Raw genomic sequence first — 21,386 nt, forward strand, 5'->3', positions numbered from 1 at the left:
GGGAGCACGACGCGGGGTGAGGTCGCCGGGGGCGCCGGGCCGGCGCCCCCGGCCGCGCCGCCCGCCCGTCCCGCTCAGCCGGAGCCGTGGGTCCCGGCGACGCGGGCACGGATACGGCTGACCAGCGCCTCGTGGTCGGCCCCGTCGTCGGCGGTGCCGTCCAGGGTCAGGACCTCGTGGCAGCCGGGCACCCGCCCGGGCCACCAGTCCACCAGGCGGTCGAGCAGCCGGGCGCCGCGCACCAGCTCGGCCAGCCGATCCCGCTCGTCGAGCAGCTGGACCCGGCTGTGCCGGGACGATCGGTGGGCCAGCCGGTCCAGCGCGATCTCCGGGGGCACCCGGACGACGACGAGCAGGTCCGCCGTGGGGCGCCGGGGGGTCGCGTCGAGGGCGGCGAGCACCGGTGCGACGTCGCCGCGCAGGCCGATCGACCACAGGGCCTGGACCAGGCCCTCGTCGACCAGGCTGACCCCGCCCGGGCCGGCGGCCCTGGCGGCCACGCCCTGACCGACGAGCACCTGGACGACCCGGCCGGCGAGGTCGGCCGGTGCGGGCTGGTGGGAGCGGAGGACCCCGCCGACCAGTCGGGCGGTCGCTGCGGGGGCCCGGACCACGGCCCTCGCCGAGGCGAGGGACTTGCCGACCAGCCGGCGGGCGGTCGGCACGGACGGCGCGAAGCGCGCCTGGGGCTGGGTCACCACGATCCCGCAGTCGGCGAGCCGCGCGGCCAGCAGCCGCGCCCGGCGGCTCTTCCCGGAGCCGGGGATCCCGGCCAGCTCCACGTACGGTCCCCGCCGGCCGATGTCGCCGGCGGGGACCGTCACAGCCGCGCCCACACCACGGCTCGCGCCTCCGCGAGCACGTCGGCAGCCGGTCGCGCCGCGTCGAGCACCACCGCGCCGGTGTCCGCCCACTCCGCGGTGAAGACCTCCTCCGACCGCGGCCGGACGAACTCCGCCGGGTCGACCCCGTGCTTGCGCAGCACGGCGGTGTCGGGATCGACGCGCAGCACGAGGAGGACGTCGGGCGGGGCGATCGCTGCGTACGCCCGCTGCTCGGCGGCGACCAGCCGGCGGACCAGCGGGGAGGCGTCCCCGAGGGGCACCCACCGGGTGCGGGCGCCGTCCATCAGCGTCACCTGCTCGAGCGGATAGCGGTCGCACACGACGAGCACGCCGCGGCCGGCGAGGCGGCGGACCCGACGGTGCAGCCGGCGACGGTCGGTGGCCGTGACCAGCTGCCACAGCAGCCACGCGGCTCCGGGGTGCGCGTCGCGGCGCTCCGCGGGGGTGGGGTGGTTGGGCAGCCACCCGCGGACCAGTCCCGCCCGGCGGGCCACGGTGACGCCGCCCTTGACCACGACGTTGGCGACGGAGCGCGGGGGCTTGCCCAGGTGCACCACCCGGGTGTCGAAGGGGCCCTGCAGCCACTCCGCCAGGCCGGCCACGACGGTGGACTTGCCGGCTCCGTCCCCGCCCACGACGGCGACGACGCCGCCACCACCGACCGGCCGCTTGGTGCTGTGCTGCCCCAGGACGACGTGGCGGAACCCCCACTGCACCCGCCGCCCGCAGCGCAGGGCGGTGTCCACCGCCGGCCGGTGCCGCATGAGGTCGGTGACCCCCGCGACGACCCGCCGTCCCGCCGCCAGCCGGGTGGTCAGTGGTGCGTCGTCGAGCAGCGCCCGGTGGTACTGCGACCAGGACGCCCAGCCGATCCACGGCAGTCGCGCCTCGACGACCCGGCGCAGCTCGGCGGGGTCGGCCCGAGCGGTGAGGTACGCCAGCTCGCGCCGTTCGCCGTCGCCGAGCGCGGCCAGGCCGAAGGCGGCGGCGTCCCACGTGCCGTGCTTGAGGGCCAGGCGTACGCCGAGCACGGCGAGCTCGAGCTCGGGTGCCGGCACGGGGAACAGCGCTCCGGGGCGGCAGGAGGCGAGGTAGGCCTCCTCGATCGGCAGCCGGACGTTCTTGGTGGTGTCGTCCCCGAGCACCAGCTGGGCCTGGGCGTCGACGTGGACGACCCGGCCCGTGGCGGCGTCCAGGCCGTAGAGGTGCAGGACGCCCGGCACCCGGCGGCCCCGCCGGACGGGCACGGCCTGCCGGAAGCCGCAATCCGCGAGGACGCCGAGGAACGTCGGCAGGTGCCGCCGGTCCACGAGCAGGTCGAGGTCGTTCACCCCGGAGGCGGACAGGTGGAGCACGTCGGTGCTCTTCCAGTGGCAGTAGGCCACGCCCGCCTCCCGGAGTCGGGCACACAGCTGCTCCACCAGCGCCAGAGGCGGCGGGTGGGCGGCGGCCGCGGACACGTCGTCGGGAAGCGTCGGGGACGCCTGCGGGGGAACCGGCACTGATCCTCCTGGATGTGGACTAGCGGGAGGCGGGCTCGGGCCAGAGCACGCGGTCCATCTGCACCTCGCCGGCCGGACCGACGCCGTGGCGCGCCTTCCAGTCCTCGACGGCGCGCTCGTAGACGGCCCGATCGGTCGTGAGGCGGCACCCGTCGGGCACGTTGCCGGGATAGGGGCCGGGGCCGAGCCAGACCAGGGTGACGTCCTGGTAGCGGTCGACCAGGCGGCCGCGGCGCTCGGGCAGCCGCGGGCCGTCGCCGTCCGGGTCCCGGAACCGCTCCGACGCGATGACGACGTTCCGCAGGACGAGCGGGGGGGCGTTGTCCTGGCTCTTGTAGATCTGCCCGTGGACCGCGTCGGTCGAGTGGGTCTTGTAGCCGCCGGGGAAGGGACGCAGCCGGACGACGCTGTCCTGCACGGTGACGGTCGAGGTCGGCTCCGTGTCGTCGAGCGCGTGGTTCTGGCAGGACAGGAACGTGTACGTCCCCTCCACGAGGGTGTCGAGGACGTCGAGCGAGTGCCAGTCGTCGTTCTCGATCGCGTCGTCGTGGACGTCGCGCAGCCAGCAGTTGCGGATGTAGCAGGCACCGGGGCCGGCCGCGGCGTCGCCGTAGACCCCGATGCCGTCGTGGGTGTTGCGGACCCGGACGCCGTCCCACACCGCCCAGCCGCCGGACCGGACGTACACCCGCGGGTCACCGTCCTGGTTGCGGTTGCCGACCTGGCTGCGCAGCGGGTCGACGTCCTCCGGCCGCCCCGCCTCCACCCACCGGTCGGTGTCGTCCTGGACCTGCTGGCCGTACTTCATCCGCTCCCAGGTGAGGGTCTCGGGCTGGGCGCCCTCGACGACCCCTCCGATGACCGCGGCCCCGCTCACCGGCCGCCGGTGGCCGATGCGGATGGGCCGGTTGTTCTTCTGCTGCTCGGTGGAGCCGCCGGCGTACTCGCCCATCTCGTACAGCGCGTCGGCGTCGAACCAGCCGACGAAGCGCGCTCCGCGCATGTCCCACGTCGTGTCCTCCCGCGGGCGTGGCTCCTCGAACGGCGTGGTGAACACCCCCGCGGGCGCGACGAGCGAGGTGCCGGTACGCGCCAGCAGGTCCTCGGTGGGGGCGCCCAGCGAGTAGTCGGCGGCGGGGAAGCCGGGGTCGGCCGGCGGCGACCCGGTCCCCGGGGATCCCGTCCCCGGAGGCGTGCCGGTGTCGTCGGTCAGCGCGTCGACGCCCACCCAGACCGCGACCGGAGCGGCCACCGCGGCCCCTGCGAGGGTCAGGAACTGGCGTCGGTTCATGACGGCGTCCTCCGTCGTGCGCGCACGCTGTCGGCGTGCCGGGACCCTAGGTCCTCGGCGTGGCCGCCGAGAAGGACATGGCCGACGGCCGCCGGGAAACGCGCCGGACGCGGTCGTCGGTGTCCCCCGGGAGGCGCAGGCGCGGTCGTGCGGACGGCGGACCCGCGGCCGGCCGGGGAGACGCCGGAACGGGGGGGCGACGGGACCCGGCCACCGTCGCCCGGGGGGTGCCTCGTTGCCGCGAGGACCGGAGCGCGGCAGCCTCGACACATGACGCGGAGCGGGACGTCCACCGGCACCGTGGTCCGCTGGGACGAGCAGGCGCGCGGCGCCGTCGTCGAGGTGCCCGGCCTGGCCGGCGACTGCTGGGCCGACGCCGCCGCCGTCGACCCGGCCGGCGCCGTGCTGCGCGCCGGGCAGGTGGTCACCGTCGACTGGGTCGAGGAGCCGGCGCACGGGCGGCCGTTCCGCGCGGTGCGCGTCCGGCGGCGGGAGGACCTGCAGGCCACCCCCGGCGCCTGAGCCCGGACCCGGCGCGCGACCGGCAGCGGGGAGCACGGCGACCGCTCCGCCCCGACGTCAGGAGGAGACCGTGGAGCAGCGGACCGGAGCACGCACACCCCTCGGGACGGCGACCGGCGCGGCGGTCCTCGTCCTCCTCGTGGCCGCGTGCGGCACGGGGCAGGACGCGGAGACCGCCCGGGAGACGCCGGACACCCCGGGCGTCGACGGCTCGGTCGGGCAGGTCGCGCTGAGCGACGTGTACCTCGACGCCGACGCGACGGTCGCGGCGGGCGACTCGGTCGCCCTGCGCGGCGCGCTGACCAACGACGGGGACACCGACGACTGGCTGGTCTCGGTGAGCACCCCCGCCGCCCGGTCGGTCGCGCTCCTCGACGAGCAGGGCGACAGCAGCCCCGACGGCATCGACCTGCCCGCCGACGGCTCGGTCGACGCGACGGAGGGCCAGGCGCGGATGCAGCTCGACGACGTGACCGCCGACATCACCACCTCGGACACGGTGCAGGTCACGTTCGCCTTCCAGGAGGCCGGGGAGGTGCAGCTCGACGTGCCCGTCGGGACGGCGGGCACGTAGCGACTCCGGGGCACCCGCCGCGGCCGGCGGGGCCGCGGGCCTGCTCTGACACACTCGCCGCACCGTCTCCCGAGCCCCCCAGGAGGACCCGTGCGCGCCGCGCAGATCACCCGCCTCGACGGCCCCTCGGCCATCTCCGTGGCCGACGTCCCCGAGCCCGACGCCGACGGCAAGGTCGTGATCGACGTGCACGTCGCCGGCGTGACCTTCCCCGAGGTGCTGCTCAGCCGCGGCGAGTACCAGCTCAAGCCGCCGGTGCCGTTCGTGCCCGGCAGCGAGGTGGCCGGCGTGGTGCGCAGCGCCCCGGAGGGCAGCGGGCTCACCGCCGGCCGGCGGGTGGCCGCCTTCCCCGGGTTCGGCGGCTTCGCCGAGGTGGCCGTGGCCGACCCGGGCTTCGTCTTCCCGCTGCCCGACGCGGTCTCCTTCGAGCAGGGCGCCGCGCTGCCGATGAACTACCTGACCATGCACTTCGCGCTGCGCCGGCGCGGGCAGCTGCGCGAGGGCGAGACGGTGCTCGTGCACGGCGCCGCCGGCGGGCTGGGGACGGCGGGCGTCCAGCTCGCCAAGGCCTACGGCGCGCGGGTGCTCGCGGTGGTGTCCAGCGAGGCCAAGGGCGAGGTGGCCCGCGCCGCCGGCGCCGACGAGGTCGTGCTCGCCGACGGGTTCCGCGAGCGGGTGAAGGAGCTGACCGGCGGCCGCGGCGTCGACGTCGTCGCCGACCCGGTCGGCGGGGACCGGTTCACCGACTCGCTGCGCAGCCTCGGCCGCGAGGGCCGGCTGCTGGTGCTCGGCTTCACCGGCGGCGAAATCCCCACCGTCAAGGTCAACCGGCTGCTGCTCAACAACGTCTCGGTGGTCGGCGTCGGCTGGGGCGCGTTCTGGGCGGGCGACCCCGGCTTCGTGCGCGAGCAGTGGGCCGACCTGCTGCCGCTGCTCGAGCAGGGCCGCCTGCAGCCGGTGCTCGGCACGGTGCACGACCTCGCCGACGCCGCGGCCGCGGTCGCCGAGCTCGACGAGCGCCGCGCCACCGGCAAGGTCCTGCTGCGCGTGCGGGACTGATCCGGGGCCGAAGGGCCCCGGGCGCCCGGGCCGTCCGGGCGTGGGGCCGGGCCGGGCCGCCCCGCGAGGCTGGGGCGGTCCGTCCCGCACCCCGCAGGAGGCAGCCATGACGGCGCTCCACCCCCCGTACGCCGCGACCACCGACGTCCACGTCACCGGCCGGCGCGTCGTCGCCACGCTCATCGACAGCGTGATCGTCGGCGCCGCCTTCACCCTGCTGGCCGCGGGCACCGACTCCATCGAGCAGGTCGGCCCGTGGGAGTGGGTGTCCGACGCCCCGCCGTGGGCCAGCGTGCTCTACGCCGTGGCGGCCCTCGCCTACTTCGTCCTCATGGAGGGCGGGCTCGGGCAGACGCTGGGCAAGATGGCGACCGGGATCCGGGTGATCGACGAGCGGACCGGCGCCACGCCGCCGGGCTACGCCGCCGCGGCGATCCGCACCGTGCTGCGGGTGGTCGACGGCCTCCTCGGCTACCTGGTGGCCTTCGTCGTCGTCCTCTCCAACCCCCGCCGGCAGCGGCTCGGGGACATGGCCGCGCACACCCTCGTCGTCCGGACCTGACCCGGGCGGGGAGGACGCGGTGTCCGCCCGGGCCCGGGCCGGGCGCCTTCCGGCCGACGCCGAGGCCGACGAGCGGTCCCGGCGCCTGGCCGGGCTGGTGGGTCCGGCGCTGCTCGCGATCTCCGCGTCGGAGGCGGTGAACCTCGACCTGGTGCGGGAGCAGTACCGCTCGGTCAGCTACCTCGACGGCTCGCTGGTGTTCGTCGCCGGGCTGTCCCTCGTGCGCGCCCACGACCGGTGGGTGGCCGGCTGGCCGGTCGTGCTCACGCTGACCGGCTGGACGGCCCTGCTCGGTGGCCTGCTCCGGATGTTCGCGCCCCGTCCCGACCGGTCGGGGGCGGGTCCCGGCGCCCGCGCCGGGACGGCGGTCGCGTTCGGGGCCGGCGTCCTCCTCACGGCCGAGGCGTACGCGCCCGGGCCGCGCCGGGCCGCCGGCTGACCGGCTCCGCGTCCTCCCCGGCCAGCGCGGCCAGGACCCCGGCCGCGTCCCCGGTCAGCGGCTCGCCGTGCCCGGGGGCGACGACGCGGGGGCCCAGCGCGGCCAGCGCGGCGATCGAGCGCCGCGCCGCCGGGCGGTCCCAGGTCGTGTACCACGGCGGGCCGGCCGGCCGGCGCCGGCCGAGCAGGAGCCCGGCGGGTGAGCCCAGGTCGACGGTGACGACGGCGTCGCCGGTGACGAGGACGCCGTCGGCGGGGCGCAGGTAGGCCACGGACCCGGGGGTGTGCCCGGGCGCGGGGACCACCCGCCAGCCGGGCAGGCCGGGCACCCCGGCCGCGGGGTCGAGGGGCCGCGTGACGTCGCTGATGTCACCGGCCGCGGTGATCCGCTCCCGCACCGCCCGCGGCAGCAGGCGCAGCAGCGGGACGACGACCCAGTGGTCGAGGGGCATGTCGAACCCGGGCACGTACGCGCCCCGCGCCAGCGGCAGGTCGGCCGGGTGCGCGTACACCGGCACCCGCCAGGACCGCGCCAGCACGCCGGCGGAGCCGGAGTGGTCGGGGTGGACGTGGGTGAGCAGGATCGCCGCCGGCCGCGTGCCCGGCCCGAACAGCGACCCCGCGGCGGTCCGGACGGCCCGCGCGCTGCCGGGCCACCCGGCGTCGACGAGCACCCAGGCGGGTCCGGAGCGGACCAGGTAGACGTTCGGGGCGAGGGCACCCCGTCCCACGCGCAGCAGGTGGACGCCCGGGGCGACCTCCCGCGCGACCGGCGCGCTCCTCATCCCCGCCCCGCCGCCGCGCCGGCCGCCACGCCGGCCGCCACGAGGTCGGCCGGCGTGGTCCGCTCCGCGCGGGACCGCACCCCGCGCAGCATCTGCCGCGACATGACCAGGTCGGCGGGTACGACGGCGAGCCGGTACGCCGCGGCGACCCACCACGGCCGCAGCCGCGCGCGGGTCCGGAACAGGAACCGGGTGCGCCCGCCCTCGAGCGGGTCCAGCACGAACGCCCAGGACCAGTCGATCCCGGCACCGAACCGCTCCGCCCACCCCGGCGGCAGGTGCTCACGGGAGTGCAGCACCAGGTGACGGGGCGGTGCGAGCTCGGCGACGGTGAAGGCGCAGTGCGCCTCCGGCGGGCCGTCGAGGACCCGGTCGCCGACGGCGAGGTGCTGCCACTCCGGGACGAGCCGGTCGGCGGAGGGGCCGTTGCGCGGGAACAGCAGCCGGTCCACCCAGCGGGCGGTGTACCACTGTCCGCGGCCCCAGCCCATCTGCACCAGCCAGGGCCACACGCGCTCCGGAGGCGCGTCGACGGTCGTCGCGTGCGTGGTCACGATCTGCGGATCGCGACAGAGGCCGTCCCCGGGCAGCAGCCGGTGGCGCTCGGCGCGGTGGGTGCCGGCGGTCCGGCCCAGCCACTGCAGGGCCGCGTACCCGGCTCCCCCTGCCGCGAGCAGGGCGTGCCGGCGCCGGGCGCTCCTCGAGGCGGTCACGGTCCCACCGTCGGCCCCTCCCGGTCGCCGGGTCAGGGGCGGACGTCCCGGGCGGCCCGGCGGAGGTCGCGCGGTCGCGCGCCGCCGTCACAGCAGCTTCGGGAAGGCCGCGAGCAGGCAGACGCCGACCAGGCCGAGCGCCACGGCGGTCCCGAGCAGCACCCACTGCGAGCGGGCGGCCCGCACCCGCGCGGACATGGCCGCGAAGAACAGCACCGCGGCGAAAAGCACCGTGAGGACGGTGTAGTCGTCGCCGGGCTGGTCGTCGGTGAGGGCGGTGTCGAAGGCCTCCGACGCCTGCGCGTCGAGGTCGGCGGCGACCTGCTGCTCCGGCAGGGCGTAGGAGGGCATCTCGAACGGGGAGCCCGGGGCGCCCGCGGCGGCCCCGCCGGCCGCCAGCCAGTCCCCGTGGGCGGTCGCCAGCGGCTCGGGGAACCGCGCGACGAGGAAGTCAGCCAGCTCCGGCTCCCCGGAGCCCTGCGCGACGACCCACTGGGTCCACAGCCCGATCTGGTTGGTCAGCCGGGCGTTGGCCAGGGCGGCCGCGCGGGCCGCCTCGATCCGGTCGGCCGAGGCCCGGCTGAACGCGATCGACGTCTCCCCGCCCCACTGGCTGGCCTGGAAGGCCGACCAGGCGGTGAGCAGGGTGGTGATCGACAGGACGACGACGGCCACGAACTCGAGCACCGGGCCCGGGCCCGGGCGCGGCGGGGCCGGGCGTGCCGGCTCGGGCGTCGCCGCCTCCTCCTCGGGGGCGGCCGGGCCCCGCTCGTCGACTCGGCTCACCGGGGACCCCCGATCTGCGGCGGGCGTCCAGGGTGCCCGCGGGGCCGCGCCCCCGGGGTCATCCCGGCGGGACGGTGGGGCGCCGCCCGCCGCCGGTCCCGCCTCGTCCGTCCGGGGTGAGGCGGCGCCCGCCGCCGCGGCGGGACGGTGGCGCATCCGGCCTCGTCCGTGCGACTCCCGACCGGCGGAGGACCCCATGGCCAAGACGTCACCCGCCAGCACCCGACCCGCGGCCCCCTCGTCCCGGCCGGCCCGGCGCCGGATCCGGCCGGGGCAGGTCCTCGCGCTGGTCCTCGCCGTCGTGACGGTCGCGTTCATCGTGCAGAACCGCGACCGCGTCACCGTCGACCTGTTCACCGTCGACGTCTCGTCGCCGCTGTGGCTGATCCTCACGATCGTGCTGCTGATCGGCGTGCTCCTGGGGATGATCCTGCGCTCCCGGCGGTGACGGCCCGATGGCCTTCGACGTCGACCGGCTGCTGCGGCTGTGGACCGAGCCGCTGCCCGGCGGACCCGCCGCGGAGGAGGCGTTCCGCGCCGTCTACACCGACCCCGTCACGGTCAACGGCCGGCCGCTGACCGCCGCCGACCTGGTCGCCCGCGCCCGGGCGGTGCAGCACACCTTCGCGCGGGTGGAGCGGCAGGTCGTCGCCGTGGTCGAGGACGGCGACCGGGTGGCGCTCGCCTTCCGGATGGGCGGCCGGCAGGTGGGGCCGCTGCAGACCACGGCCGGCCCGCTCCCACCCACCGGCCGGGACCTGTGGCTGCGGGTGGTCGACGTCCTCACCCTCGACGGCGGCCGGATCGCCGACATCTGGATGGTCGCCGACGAGCTCGGCGCGCTGGCCGCCGTCGACGCCGTCCGGCTGGCCGCACCCGCCTGAGGAGCGCGGGTCAGGGCCCCTCGGACCGGGCCCCGGCCGCCGACGGGTCGACGAACCCCGTCCGGTAGGCCCACACGACGGCCTGCGTGCGGTCGCGGACCCCGAGCTTGGCCAGGATCGCCTTCACGTGCGTCTTGACCGTCTCCGGCGACAGCCACACCCGGCGCGCGATCTCGGCGTTGGACAGCCCGTCGGCCATGGCGCGCAGCACCTCGGCCTCCCGCCCGGTCAGCTGCGCGGCCAGCCGCAGCCGTTCCCGGTCGGGCGCGCGCCGGCCGGCGTACGCGGCGAGCAGCCGCCGGGTGACGGCCGGCGCGACGAGGGCGTCCCCCGTGGCGACCGTGCGGATGCCGTCGACGAGCTGCTCCGGCGTCGCCCGCTTGAGGAGGAAGCCGTCGGCGCCGGCCTCCAGGGCGTCGTCGACCACCTCGTCGAGGTCGAAGGTGGTCAGGACGAGCACCCGGGGCCGCCGCGGCCAGGAGGTGATCTCCCGGGTCGCCGCGACCCCGTCCAGCCGCGGCATGCGGACGTCCATGAGCACCACGTCCGGGTGCAGGGCGCGGGCCCGCTCGACCGCCTCCCGGCCGTCGGCCGCCTCGCCGACGACGGCGAGGTCCTCCTCGGCGTCGAGCAGCGCCCGCAGCCCGCTGCGCACGAGGACGTCGTCGTCGGCCAGCAGCACCCGGATCACGACGGCACCTCCGCGCCCACCGGCAGCACCGCGCGCACCCGGAAGCCGCCGTCCACCGGGCCGGCCTCGAGCTCGCCGCCCTCCAGCCGCGCCCGCTCCCGCATGTTGGCCAGCCCGTGCCCCGGCACCGGGGCGGCCGCCGGCTCGCACTCGTTGAGGACCTCGACCAGGACCTGCGGGCCGGTGCGCCGCACCTCCACCCGGATCCGGCCACCCGGCGTGTGACGGACGGCGTTGGTCAGCGCCTCCTGCACGATGCGGTACACCGCCCGGGCGGTCCCCGCGGGCAGTTCGGCGCCGTCGGTGCGCAGCTCCACCTCGCGGCCGGTCGCGCGGACCCGCTCGGCCATCGCCGCCAGGTCGGCGGGCGTCGGCGCGGACGGCTCCGGGGCCCCGCCGCCGTCGGGCCCGAGCACCCGGAGCAGCCGGCCGAGCTCGTCGAGGGCCGACCGCCCGGCCGTCTCGATCGACGCCAGCGCCTCCTGCGCGTAGGCCGGGTTGGCGGCGAACACCCGGCGCCCGACCCCGGCCTGCAGCACCACCACGTTGACCGTGTGTCCCAGCGAGTCGTGCAGCTCGCGGGCCAGCCGGCCGCGCTCCTCGGCGAGCAGGCGCTCGGCCGCCAGCGCCCGGCGGCGGCTCTCCGCCTCCCGCGACGCCCCGGCGGCCACCGCGCGGGTCATCCGGCTGCTGAGGACCCCGGCGACGGTGGCGACGAGGAAGCTCAGGGCGATCGAGGGCAGCGCGTCCAGGGGATCGCCGCGGTCGAGGGCCACGTAGCCGGCGACGCCCAGCCCCGCGACGACGGTGGCGGCCACGCGGAGCCGGGTGCCGCCGACGGCGAAGCAGCTGAACAGGGCGAACCACGCCGGCCAGGCAAGGACGTCGATCGGCGAGCCGGCGGCCGCCGTCGCCACGATGGCCAGGGCGGTCCCGGCCATGGACGCCAGCGGCGCCGTCTGGCGCCACAGCAGCGCGAGCGGGCCGGCGGCCGCGGCGGCCAGCGTGAGCGCGTCCGGCGGCTGGTACGGCGGCTCGGCCGGCACGGCGAGGGCGAGGCCGACCGCGACGACGGCCACGCAGCCGGCGAGCACCGCGTCCAGGCGGGTGCCGGCCCACGGGCGGCGGACGTGCGCCCCGGACCGGGGCACGGCGGTCGACGGCGACACCTCCCATCGTCCCGCTCACGGGCGTCCGGGCGGGAGACCCGCGGGAGTCGTGCGGGTCCCTCGCGCGAGTGAGGTGCGCCGCCGGGAGGACCACCCGCGCGGGAGCCGGACCGCCCCCGCGCGGGGCTCGTGCGCACCCCGGCACCGGGCCGACGCTCGTCCCGCACACAGCAGGACCCGCCGACAGCGAACGAGGGACGTCATGGACACCCAGCGCGCACCCGGATGGCCGGCCCCGCGGGACCGGCACGCTCCCGTCCGGCGGAGGACCCGGGCCCGGCGCGTCGGCGCCGGCGTCGCCGGCGCCCTCCTCCTGGTCCCCGGCCTCGCCCTGGCCGCCGGGGGCGGGACCGTCGTCTGGGCGCACGCCCACGAGCGGTCCGACGGCTTCGTCGTCTCGCCGTGGGAGGGGTTCCGCTCCGACGGCTCCGCCCTGGTGAGCGACCGCGTCGACCCGGCCGCCGCGCCGGACTGGCTGCCACTGCCGGAGTCCCTGGGCGACGCCCGCCTCGAGGTGACCGCGACCGGCGCCGCCGACGTCTTCGTGGGGGTCGCCCCCGCCGACGACGCCGAGCGGTACCTCGACGGCGTCGCCCGGACCGTCGTCGACGGGCTGGGCTTCGACGGACCCGCGACCGGCGGCGACCCGCTGCCGGGGGGCACGCCGGCGGAGCCCCCTGCCGGGCAGGACCTCTGGACCGCGCAGGCCTCCGGCACCGGCACCCAGGCGGTGACCTGGGACCCGGCCGACGGCGACTGGGTGTTCGTGGTGATGAACGCCGACGGCTCGCCGGGGGTGGACGTCGAGGCCCGGATCGGCGCGGAGGCGCCCGTGCTGGGCGGCATCGGGTGGGCGGCCCTGGTCGTCGGCGTGCTGCTCACCGCCGGCGGGGCACGGCTCCTCACCCGGGCCGCCCGGCGGCCGCAGGACCGGGCGGGCGTGTACCGGCAGCCGCAGCGGGACTGGACGACACCCCGGCCGGTGGTCCCCGTCCGGCTCCCGGGACGCGAGGAGCCCCCGGTGCCCACGCCGTGAGCCCGGCCGCCCGGGCTCCCGCGGGACGGCGCCCCTCCGGTCGACGGCCGGAGGGGCGCCGCCGTGTCCGCCGGCGGAACGGATCCGTCCGGGGGGGCCTGACAGCGGGTGCCCGGGTGGGTAGCGTCGGGGGGGTGACCGCCCCCCACGGTCTGGACACCCCGACCGGACTCCGGCCGGGGGACCACGCCTGCTGGTCCTTCGGCGACGGCGCCGACCTGGCCGCGGCGGTCGTGCCCTTCCTCGAGGAGGGCCGCCGGCGCGGCGAGCAACTGGTCGTGGTCGGCCCCTCGCGGTCCGCCCTGCTCGCCGCGGTGTCGGGGCTGCCGCAGCGGGACGAACTCCTCGCCGACGGCCGGCTCGACCTGCAGACCACCGGCGACAGCTACACCTCCGCGGGCGGCCTCACCCCCGCCGGGCAGGTGGAGCACTACCGCGCCGCGACGCGGGCGGCGCTCGCCGCGGGGCGCAGCGGCCTGCGGGTGGCCGCGGACGTCACCGAGCTGGTCCGCGGCGGGCGGCCCGGCCGCCGCCTGCTGCACGCCTACGAGCAGCTCGCCGACGAGCTCATGGGCGCGGTCCCGATGACCGCGCTGTGCCTCTACGACGCGTCGGTGGGCCCGGAGGTCCTCGGGCCGGTCGCCGTGCTCCACCCGGTGCAGCACCTCGGCGACCGGCTGCCGCTGGCGCACCTCTCCGGCCGGGGCCCCCGGCTGGCGCTGCACGGGGAGGTGGACCTCACCGAGGCCGCACACGTGGCGACCGCCCTGGTCGACGTCGCCGGCGACACCCCCGGCGAGCTGGTGCTGGACCTCGCGGACCTCGACTTCCTCGACGTCGCGGGCGCCCGGGCCCTGGCCGGCGCGGCCCAGGAGCTGGCCGCCCGCGGGATCGAGCTGCGGCCGGTGGCGGCGCGGCGGCACGTGCGCCGCTGCCTGGCGCTGTTCGACCTCGTCCCGGAGGAGCCGTGACCTGGCTGCGCCCGACCGGTGACTGGGACGGCACCGGCCTCGCCCACGAGGGGTTCGTGTTCTCCTCCGACGCCGAGGTGGTCGAGCGGGTGGTGCCGTTCCTCCTCGAGGGCTTCCGCCGGGACGAGCCGGTGCTCGTGGTCGCCGGGGAGCGGGTGCGCGGCCTGCTCGTCGGGCAGCTGGGGACCGACCTCGGCCGGCTGGCGGTCTTCGCCGCCGCCGAGACCTGGTGGCGCGGCGGCCACGGCACGCTGCAGGCCTACGACCACGACCTGCGCGCCCTCCGCGCCGAGGCGCCGCGCTGGCGGCTGGCCGCCGAGCCGGTGTGGCTGGCCCGCGAGGACGGGCGGGAGTGGAGCCGCTTCGAGGCGGTGGCCAACCGCTGCTACGACACGATGCCGTACTACAGCCTGTGCCTGCACGACGCCCAGCGGCTGCCCGCCGACGTCCTCGCCGCCGTCGCGCGCACCCACCCGATGACCTGGGACGGCGTCGCCCCGGTGCCCCAGCCGGCGTACGAGGACCCGGCCGGCTTCCTCCGCACGGTGCAGCCGGCCTGGACCCGGCGCCCCGCGGCCGCCGCCGTCCTCCCCGTGACGTCGCCGACGCAGGGCCGCCGCGCGCTGAGCGTGCTGCTGCCGGCCGGCCGGCGCGCGCGGCTGGGCGACGTCGTCCTGGCCGCCCACGAGCTGCTGGTCAACGCGCTGCGCGCCGCACCCTTCGCGGAGCTGTCGACCTGGACCGACGGCGACGCGTTCGTCGTCGAGGTGGCCGACGGCGGGCCGGGCCTGGCCGACGAGACGCTCGGCTACGTGCCCCCCGACCCCGCCGGCGGCGCGCGGGGGATGTGGCTGGCGTGGAGCCTGGCCGACGACGCCGCCGTCCGCACCGGGCCGGCCGGCACCACGGTCCGGCTGTTCTTCCGCTCCTGACCCGGCGGCCCCGACCCGGCGGCCCCGACCCGGCGGCGCCGAGGGGTCCCGGCGGGTCGCTCCGGGCCTACGCTCGCTCCCACTCACGGGGCCGAGGGGGCGTGCCGTGGGCGGGAACGGGCCGGGGACCGGGCGTCCGGTCGGGGTCGCGGTCGTCGGGTTCGGCTGGATGGGCACCGTGCACGCCCGCGCGCACGCCCGGGTCGGGCACCACTTCCCCGACCTGCCCGTCGTCCCGCGGCTGGTGACCGTCGCCGACGACGTCCCCGGCCGCGCCGAGACCGCCGCCGCCCGCTACGGCTTCGCGACGGCGACCACGGACTGGCGCGCGGTGCTGGCCGACCCGCGCGTGGAACTCGTGTCGGTCACCGCGCCCAACTGGCTGCACCGGGAGGTCGGCGCCGCGGTCGCGGGGTCCGGCCGGCACCTGTGGATCGAGAAGCCGGTGGGCCTGACCGCCGACGACGCCCGCGCGGTGGCCGGCGCGGCCGCCGCGGCGGGGGTGCAGGGCGTCGTCGGGCTCAGCTACCGGAACGTGCCCGCGGTCGCGCTGGCGCGGGAGATGGTCGCCGCGGGCGAGATCGGCCGGGTGACCCACGCCCGCGTGGCCTTCCTCAGCGACTACGCCGCCGCGCCGGAGGGGGCGCTGACCTGGCGGTACGAGCGGGCCCGCGGCGGCAGCGGGGTCCTCGCCGACCTCGGCTCGCACGCCGTCGACCTGGTCCGCCACCTGCTCGGCGACGAGGTCGAGTCCGTGCTCGCCGACACGGCGGTGTTCGTGCCGCAGCGGCCCCGCCCGGCCGGGCCGACGTCGGGGCACGCGCTGGCGGCCGGCGGCGTCCCGGGGCCGGTGGAGAACGACGACCACGTCGCCGCCCTGCTGCGGCTGTCCTCCGGCGCGCGGGTGGCGCTGGAGGCCAGCCGGGTGGCGGCGGGGGAGCAGAACGCCTACGGCTTCGAGGTGCACGGCAGCGCCGGGCGCCTGGCGTGGGACTTCCGCCGGATGGGCGAGCTGCAGGTCAGCCGCGGCCCGCTCGCGCAGGACCAGCCCGTGGCCACCGTGCTGGTCGGTCCCGGGGCGGGGGAGTACGCGGCCTTCCAGCCCGGGCCCGCCAACCCGATGGGCTTCGACGACCTCAAGGTCGTCGAGGCCCGCGACGCGCTGCTGGCGGCCGCGACCGGCGAGCCGCACGGCGCGACCCTGGCCGACGCGGTGCGGGCGGCGGACGTGCTCGACGCGATCGCGGAGTCCGCCGCCCGGGGGGAGCGGGTGGCGGTCCGCGCGGACCGGGCGGTCCCGGTCGGGGGCACGCCGGGCCCTTGACGCCCCTGGTGGCCCATGTCACATTCCACATGTCACTATGTCCAGACATAAGGACGTCGTCGCAGTAGGGGGTCCGGTGTCTGGACCGGCCGACGGCCGCCGGCAGGGTGGCCATCCCGACGAGGAGACGCCCATGAGGAGGACCCGCAGGTCGCTGCAGCTGGCGGTGGCGGTGAGCGTGACGGCCGTGGTCGCGAGCGCGTGCAGCAGCGAGGGCGGCGCCCGGAACGAGGGCGGCGGTGCGGACCAGGGCGACTACACCATCGCGATGATCACGCACGAGACCCCGGGGGACACCTTCTGGGACAAGATCCGCGCCGGTGCGGAGGCCGCCGCCGAGGCTCACGGCCTCACGCTCAACTACTCGAACGACCCGGACTCCAGCGACGAGGCCACCCTCGTCCAGAACGCCGTGGACCAGGGCGTCGACGGCATCGCGGTCACCCTCGCCTTCCCCGATGCGGTGGGGCCGGCGGCGCGGTCGGCCATGGACGCCGGCATCCCCGTCGTCGCCTTCAACTCGGGGATCAACGACTACCAGAACTACGGCGTGCCGATGTACTTCGGGTCCAACGAGGACCTCGCCGGCCAGACCGTCGGCACCCGCATCGCCGAGGACGGCGGCGGCAAGGCCCTCTGCGTGATCCAGGAGCAGGGGCAGATCGCCCTCGAGACCCGCTGCGCGGGCGTCGCCAAGACCTTCCCCACCACCGAGAACATCAACGTCCCCGGCGCCGACCTGCCCGCCGTGCAGCAGACGATCGGGGCGAAGCTCCAGCAGGACGCCGCGATCACGCACGTCGTCACGCTGGGCGCCCCGGTCGCGCTCGCAGCGCAGCAGGCCAAGAGCGACACCGGCAGCCAGGCCGAGGTCGTCACCTTCGACCTCAACGCCGACGTCGCCGCGGCGATCCAGAGCGGGGACATCGCCTTCTCGGTCGACCAGCAGCCCTACGTGCAGGGCTACATGGCCGTCACCGCGCTGTGGCTGAACATCACCAACGGCAACGACATCGGCGGCGGCGGCCCCGTCCTCACCGGCCCGTCGATCGTCGACGAGGAGAACATCGGCCCGATCGTCGAGTACGCGAACAACAACACCCGGTAAGCCCCGCTCGGGGGGAGCCGGGGCCGCCCGGCTCCCCCCGCCCTCCCTCCAGGAGTGCAGACATGAGCTCATCCGTGGCGACACCCCCGTCGGCGGCGCCGCCGTCGGCCGCCGTCCAGTCGCGCCCCCAGCGGTCGCTGCTCTCCCGCCTGCTGGCGCGCCCCGAGGTCGGCGCCCTGGCCGCCGCGATCGCGATCTTCGCCTTCTTCTACGCGGTGGCCCCGTCTTTCCGGACCCTGCCCGCCTTCGCCACCGTCCTGTACGCCAGCTCGACCATCGGCATCGTCGCGGTGGGGGTCGCGCTGCTGATGATCGGCGGCGAGTTCGACCTGTCCTCCGGCGTCACGGTGACCACGGCCGCGCTCGCCTCGGCGATGCTCTCCTACCAGTACAGCCTGAACATGTGGGTGGGCGTCGTCTTCAGCCTCGCCGTCGCGCTCGTCATCGGGTTCGTCAACGGCTACCTGGTGGTGCGGACGGGGATACCCAGCTTCCTCATCACCCTGAGCACCTTCTTCATCCTCCAGGGCGTCAACCTCGGCGTCACCAAGATCGTCACGGGCACCGTGGCGACGCCCAACGTGAGCGACATCGACGGCTTCGACGCCGCGAGGACGGTCTTCGCCAGCGACATCGACCTCGGCTTCATGACGGTGAAGATCACGGTGCTGTGGTGGCTGCTGTTCGTGGCCGTGGGCACCTGGCTGCTGCTGCGGACCCGCACCGGCAACTGGATCACCGCCTCGGGCGGCAACCCGGCCAGCGCCCGCGCGGTCGGCGTCCCGGTGCGCAAGGTCAAGATCGGCCTGTTCATGGGCGTCTCGTTCCTGGCCTGGTTCCTCGGGATGCACCTGCTGTTCAACTTCAGCTCGGTCCAGTCCGGCCTCGGCATCGGCAACGAGTTCATCTACATCATCGCCGCGGTCGTCGGCGGGGCGCTGCTCACCGGTGGCTACGGCTCGGCGGTGGGGTCGGCCCTCGGGGCCTTCATCTTCGGCATGACGACGCAGGGGATCGTCTTCGCCGGCTGGGACCCGAACTGGTTCCGGACCTTCCTCGGCGTCATGCTCCTGCTCGCCGTGATGGTCAACCTCTACGTCAAGAACTACGCCGAGCGCAGGAAGTGACGACGATGACCGACACCATCACCGAACACGCCGCGCCCGACCTGAAGGCCGGCACGCCGCTGGTCGAGATGCACGACGTCGGCAAGTCCTACGGCGCCATCCGGGCCCTCGAGGGCATCGACCTGACCGTCAACGCGGGGGAGGTGGCCTGCGTCCTCGGGGACAACGGCGCCGGCAAGTCGACGCTCATCAAGATCATCTCGGGGCTGCACCCGCACACGGAGGGCACGCTGCGGGTCGACGGCCAGGAGCGGCACTTCAGCTCGCCGCGGGAGGCGCTCGACGCCGGCATCGCGACCGTCTACCAGGACCTGGCGGTCGTGAGCCTCATGGAGGTCTGGCGCAACTTCTTCCTCGGCTCGGAGATCCGCAAGGGCAAGTACCCGATGGCGCCGCTCGACATCAAGGCCATGCGGGAGATCGCCGACACCGAGCTGCAGAAGATGGGCATCGTCGTCAAGGACATCAACCAGCCGATCGGCACGCTGTCGGGCGGTCAGCGCCAGTGCGTGGCCATCGCCCGGGCGGTGTACTTCGGCGCGCGCGTGCTCATCCTCGACGAGCCGACCGCCGCGCTCGGCGTCAAGCAGTCCGGCGTGGTGCTCAAGTACACGGCCGCGGCCCGCGACGCCGGCCTCGGGGTCGTGTTCATCACCCACAACCCGCACCACGCCTTCATGGTCGGGGACCACTTCGTGATCCTGAAGCTGGGCCGGCGGGTGCTGGACAAGAAGCGCGCCGAGGTCACCCTCGAGGAGCTCACCGGCGAGATGGCCGGCGGCCAGGAGCTGGCCGAGCTCTCGCACGAGCTCAAGCGCTGACGGCACCCCGGCTCCCCTCCGCGCGGTCCCGCGCGGGGGGAGGGCCGGCCCGTGCCCGCCTCCCCCCGCCGCCGGACGACGGGGCGACGCCGGACGCCGGGGCGATGCCGGACGCCCGCGTCGGGCCGGCGGGACCGGCGACGGCACCGCCCGCACGACGCCCACCGCACGAGGCAGGGAGCCCGCCGTGACGACCACCGCCGCCCGCACCGCCACCGCGATCGACTACGACCCCTTCCGGCCGGACTTCTACACGGCCGACCCCTTCGGGCTGTACCGCCGGATGCGCGACGAGGCGCCGGTGTGGCACAGCGAGCGCTGGGGCTGGTACGTGCTCACTCGCTTCGAGGACGTCCGCGCCGCGGGCCCGCGTCTGGTGCTGGACCTGTGACCGCCGGCCCGCTGGGCGTCGCCCTCCTGGGGTCGGGGCGGATGGGCGCCTACCACGCGCAGACCCTGGCCAGGCGGCTGCCGTCCGCGCGGCTGGTGGCCGTGGCCGACCCCGCCCAGGGCGCCGCCGAGTACCTGACGGGCGTGCTCGGCGCGGGCCGGGCGTACACCGACGCGGCGCAGGTGTGGGACGACCCGGACGTCGACGCCGTCGTCGTCGCCGCGCCGGCCCGCGCGCACGCCGACCTCGTGGTCGCCGCCGCGGCCGCCGGCCGGCACGTGTTCTGCGAGAAGCCGATGGCGGTGACGCTGGCCGACGCCGACCGCGCGATCGACGCCGCCCGCGCCGCCGGCGTGGTGCTGCAGGTGGGCTTCAACCGCCGCTTCGCCGCGGACTGGGCCGCCGCCCGGGCGCTGCTGGACGACGGCACGCTCGGCACGCCGCGGCTGCTGCGCTCGCTCACCCGCGACCCGGGCGGCTTCGTCCCGGCCCGGGTGCGGCCGGACACCGTCTTCCTGGAGACCCTGATCCACGACTTCGACACGCTGCGGTTCCTGCACCCGGGCGCGGAGGTCGTGGAGGTGCACGCCGTCGCCGACGCGCTGGTCGAGCCCGCCTGGCGGGACCGGGGGCTGCTGGACACCGCGGTCGTCGTGGTCCGCTTCGACGACGGCGCGATGGGGGTCGCCGAGGCCTGCTTCGAGGCGGCCTACGGCTACGACGTCCGCGGCGAGGTGCTCGGCTCCGGCGGCATGGCCACCATGGGCGACGGCCGCCGCACCGGCATGGTGTTCTCCGGCGCCGGCGGCCGGCTCGTGGACACCGTGCGCGGCGACCAGGAGCTGTTCGGCGACGCCTACACCGCCGAGCTGGCGGCGTTCGTCGACGCCGTCCGCGGCCGGACGCGGCCACCGGTCACCGGGGAGGACGCCCGCGCGGCGCTGGCGATCGCGCTGGCCGCCGCGGCGTCGGTCCGGGCGGGCCGGCCGGTGCGGACCGCCGAGGTGGAGAAGTGAGCCGGTACCGGCTGGCGGCGTCGGCGGAGATGCTCTTCCTCGACCTGCCGTTCCCCGAGCGGGTGCGGCGGATCGCCGCCGCCGGCCTCGAGGTCGAGATCTGGGACTGGACGGCGAAGGACCTCGACGCGCTCGCCGCCACCGGCGCCACGTTCTCCTCCATGACCGGCTACGTCACCGGCACCCTCGCCGACGACGACGGCGCGGCCGAGCTGCTGCGCACCGCCGGGTGCGCGCTGGCCGCCGCCGAGCGGCTGGACTGCCCGCGGCTGAACGTGCACGGCACCGGGCTGGACGGCCGCGGGCTGCCCGTCGTCCCCGCGGCCGTGGTGACCCCGGCGATGTGGCTGACCGCCGCCCGCACCCTGACCCGGCTGGCGGAGCTCGGCGAGCGGGCCGGGCGGGTGTTCACGCTGGAGAACCTCAACACCGCCGTGGACCACCCGGGCACCCCGTTCGCCCGGGCCGCGGACACGATCGCGCTGGTCGAGGCGGTGGGCAGCCCGCACCTGCGGCTCAACCTCGACCTCTACCACGCGCAGATCGGCGAGGGGAACCTGGTCGCGCTGGTGGAGCGGGCGCTGCCGCTGGTCGGCGAGGTGCAGGTGGCCGACGTCCCGGGGCGGTGCGAGCCGGGCACGGGGGAGATCCGCCACGAGGCGGTCGCGTCGGCGCTGGACCGGCTCGGCTACGACGGCGTCGTCGCGCTGGAGGGCTGGGCGTCCGGCGACCCGGACGACGCGCTGGCGGCGTTCCGCGCCGCCTACGGCTGACCGTATTTGTCCGGACGTCCTGATGTCCGGCTCCCCCGATGAGGGGACGACAGGACGTACCCGGTC

The 21,386-nt window shown here is 76.9% G+C and carries 25 protein-coding genes; 17 read left to right on the forward strand and 8 right to left on the reverse strand.

Features of this window, described 5'->3' with window-relative positions; genetic code table 11:
* Positions 1–74 precede the first annotated feature (74 nt).
* The 3 genes from ACI8AR_RS05095 to ACI8AR_RS05105 are packed head-to-tail and all read right to left on the reverse strand — an operon-like array spanning position 75 to position 3,638.
* Complete coding sequence (locus ACI8AR_RS05095; protein ID WP_457050007.1) at positions 75–824, reverse strand: hypothetical protein; 750 nt, start codon at positions 822–824, stop codon at positions 75–77.
* Complete coding sequence (locus ACI8AR_RS05100; RefSeq protein ID WP_457050008.1) at positions 821–2,347, reverse strand: hypothetical protein; 1,527 nt, start codon at positions 2,345–2,347, stop codon at positions 821–823. Before ACI8AR_RS05100 ends, ACI8AR_RS05095 begins: the two co-directional genes overlap by 4 nt.
* Before the next feature lie 19 nt (positions 2,348–2,366).
* Positions 2,367–3,638 (reverse strand): hypothetical protein, encoded by a 1,272-nt coding sequence (locus ACI8AR_RS05105; protein WP_457050009.1) that lies wholly within the window; start codon positions 3,636–3,638, stop codon positions 2,367–2,369.
* A 270-nt stretch (positions 3,639–3,908) separates the two neighbouring features.
* Between ACI8AR_RS05105 and ACI8AR_RS05110 the strand changes: the two genes are divergently transcribed.
* The 5 genes from ACI8AR_RS05110 to ACI8AR_RS05130 all read left to right on the forward strand — a co-directional run bounded on the left by ACI8AR_RS05110 (position 3,909) and on the right by ACI8AR_RS05130 (position 6,794).
* The gene (locus ACI8AR_RS05110; protein ID WP_457050010.1) at positions 3,909–4,160 is read left to right on the forward strand and encodes a hypothetical protein; all 252 of its coding nucleotides are present in this window, start codon (positions 3,909–3,911) and stop codon (positions 4,158–4,160) included.
* A gap of 70 nt (positions 4,161–4,230) precedes the next feature.
* Positions 4,231–4,734: a copper chaperone PCu(A)C gene (locus ACI8AR_RS05115; protein WP_457050011.1), complete on the forward strand. Its 504-nt coding sequence runs from the start codon at positions 4,231–4,233 to the stop codon at positions 4,732–4,734.
* A gap of 90 nt (positions 4,735–4,824) precedes the next feature.
* Entirely contained in the window at positions 4,825–5,793 is a 969-nt protein-coding gene (locus ACI8AR_RS05120; protein ID WP_457050012.1) for an NADPH:quinone oxidoreductase family protein, read from the forward strand.
* Positions 5,794–5,899: 106 nt separating this feature from the next.
* Positions 5,900–6,355, forward strand: coding sequence for an RDD family protein (locus ACI8AR_RS05125; RefSeq protein ID WP_457050013.1), 456 nt, complete (start codon positions 5,900–5,902; stop codon positions 6,353–6,355).
* A gap of 19 nt (positions 6,356–6,374) precedes the next feature.
* Positions 6,375–6,794, forward strand: coding sequence for a hypothetical protein (locus tag ACI8AR_RS05130; RefSeq protein WP_457050014.1), 420 nt, complete (start codon positions 6,375–6,377; stop codon positions 6,792–6,794).
* On the opposite strand, the gene ACI8AR_RS05135 is transcribed toward ACI8AR_RS05130, so the two are convergent.
* The 3 genes from ACI8AR_RS05135 to ACI8AR_RS05145 all read right to left on the reverse strand — a co-directional run bounded on the left by ACI8AR_RS05135 (position 6,748) and on the right by ACI8AR_RS05145 (position 9,077).
* Positions 6,748–7,578 (reverse strand): MBL fold metallo-hydrolase, encoded by an 831-nt coding sequence (locus tag ACI8AR_RS05135; protein WP_457050015.1) that lies wholly within the window; start codon positions 7,576–7,578, stop codon positions 6,748–6,750. The two genes, ACI8AR_RS05130 and ACI8AR_RS05135, sit on opposite strands and share 47 nt — an antisense overlap.
* On the reverse strand, positions 7,575–8,291 hold the full coding sequence (locus ACI8AR_RS05140) for a hypothetical protein (RefSeq protein WP_457050016.1): 717 nt from the start codon (positions 8,289–8,291) through the stop codon (positions 7,575–7,577). Before ACI8AR_RS05140 ends, ACI8AR_RS05135 begins: the two co-directional genes overlap by 4 nt.
* An 87-nt stretch (positions 8,292–8,378) precedes the next feature.
* On the reverse strand, positions 8,379–9,077 hold the full coding sequence (locus ACI8AR_RS05145; protein WP_457050017.1) for a hypothetical protein: 699 nt from the start codon (positions 9,075–9,077) through the stop codon (positions 8,379–8,381).
* Between the two features lie 196 nt (positions 9,078–9,273).
* On the opposite strand from ACI8AR_RS05145, the gene ACI8AR_RS05150 reads away from it, so the two are divergent.
* A complete protein-coding gene (locus ACI8AR_RS05150) occupies positions 9,274–9,525 on the forward strand; it encodes a lipopolysaccharide assembly protein LapA domain-containing protein (protein WP_457050018.1) in 252 nt (83 codons plus the stop codon).
* 7 nt (positions 9,526–9,532) lie between these two features.
* Positions 9,533–9,961, forward strand: a complete 429-nt coding sequence (locus ACI8AR_RS05155) for an ester cyclase (protein WP_457050019.1) — start codon at positions 9,533–9,535, stop codon at positions 9,959–9,961.
* A 10-nt stretch (positions 9,962–9,971) separates the two neighbouring features.
* Here ACI8AR_RS05155 and ACI8AR_RS05160 read toward each other — a convergent pair whose 3' ends face one another.
* Positions 9,972–10,652, reverse strand: a complete 681-nt coding sequence (locus ACI8AR_RS05160; RefSeq protein ID WP_457050020.1) for a response regulator — start codon at positions 10,650–10,652, stop codon at positions 9,972–9,974.
* Positions 10,649–11,821 (reverse strand): sensor histidine kinase, encoded by a 1,173-nt coding sequence (locus tag ACI8AR_RS05165; protein ID WP_457050021.1) that lies wholly within the window; start codon positions 11,819–11,821, stop codon positions 10,649–10,651. The genes ACI8AR_RS05160 and ACI8AR_RS05165 overlap by 4 nt, the downstream gene beginning before the upstream one ends.
* Positions 11,822–12,023: 202 nt before the next feature.
* Between ACI8AR_RS05165 and ACI8AR_RS05170 the strand changes: the two genes are divergently transcribed.
* From ACI8AR_RS05170 to ACI8AR_RS05215, 10 genes are all read left to right on the forward strand, one after another.
* Positions 12,024–12,857, forward strand: a complete 834-nt coding sequence (locus ACI8AR_RS05170) for a hypothetical protein (RefSeq protein ID WP_457050022.1) — start codon at positions 12,024–12,026, stop codon at positions 12,855–12,857.
* A gap of 134 nt (positions 12,858–12,991) precedes the next feature.
* Entirely contained in the window at positions 12,992–13,828 is an 837-nt protein-coding gene (locus tag ACI8AR_RS05175; RefSeq protein ID WP_457050023.1) for an MEDS domain-containing protein, read from the forward strand.
* Positions 13,825–14,760 (forward strand): anti-sigma factor RsbA family regulatory protein, encoded by a 936-nt coding sequence (locus ACI8AR_RS05180; protein ID WP_457050024.1) that lies wholly within the window; start codon positions 13,825–13,827, stop codon positions 14,758–14,760. The genes ACI8AR_RS05175 and ACI8AR_RS05180 overlap by 4 nt, the downstream gene beginning before the upstream one ends.
* A gap of 106 nt (positions 14,761–14,866) precedes the next feature.
* Entirely contained in the window at positions 14,867–16,084 is a 1,218-nt protein-coding gene (locus ACI8AR_RS05185) for a Gfo/Idh/MocA family protein (protein ID WP_457050025.1), read from the forward strand.
* A 133-nt stretch (positions 16,085–16,217) separates the two neighbouring features.
* On the forward strand, positions 16,218–17,192 hold the full coding sequence (locus ACI8AR_RS05190; protein WP_457050026.1) for a substrate-binding domain-containing protein: 975 nt from the start codon (positions 16,218–16,220) through the stop codon (positions 17,190–17,192).
* A gap of 62 nt (positions 17,193–17,254) precedes the next feature.
* Positions 17,255–18,319: an ABC transporter permease gene (locus ACI8AR_RS05195; RefSeq protein ID WP_457050027.1), complete on the forward strand. Its 1,065-nt coding sequence runs from the start codon at positions 17,255–17,257 to the stop codon at positions 18,317–18,319.
* Positions 18,320–18,324: 5 nt separating this feature from the next.
* Positions 18,325–19,140 carry an ATP-binding cassette domain-containing protein gene (locus ACI8AR_RS05200; protein ID WP_456928826.1) on the forward strand — a complete coding sequence of 272 codons (816 nt, stop codon included), beginning with the start codon at positions 18,325–18,327 and terminating at the stop codon, positions 19,138–19,140.
* Between the two features lie 187 nt (positions 19,141–19,327).
* Entirely contained in the window at positions 19,328–19,531 is a 204-nt protein-coding gene (locus ACI8AR_RS05205; protein WP_457050189.1) for a hypothetical protein, read from the forward strand.
* Positions 19,528–20,547: a Gfo/Idh/MocA family oxidoreductase gene (locus tag ACI8AR_RS05210; protein WP_457050028.1), complete on the forward strand. Its 1,020-nt coding sequence runs from the start codon at positions 19,528–19,530 to the stop codon at positions 20,545–20,547. The genes ACI8AR_RS05205 and ACI8AR_RS05210 overlap by 4 nt, the downstream gene beginning before the upstream one ends.
* Positions 20,544–21,320: a TIM barrel protein gene (locus ACI8AR_RS05215; RefSeq protein WP_457050029.1), complete on the forward strand. Its 777-nt coding sequence runs from the start codon at positions 20,544–20,546 to the stop codon at positions 21,318–21,320. The genes ACI8AR_RS05210 and ACI8AR_RS05215 overlap by 4 nt, the downstream gene beginning before the upstream one ends.
* The last annotated feature ends 66 nt before the right edge of the window (positions 21,321–21,386 follow it).

This window comes from Geodermatophilus sp. SYSU D01036 (genome assembly GCF_054050435.1).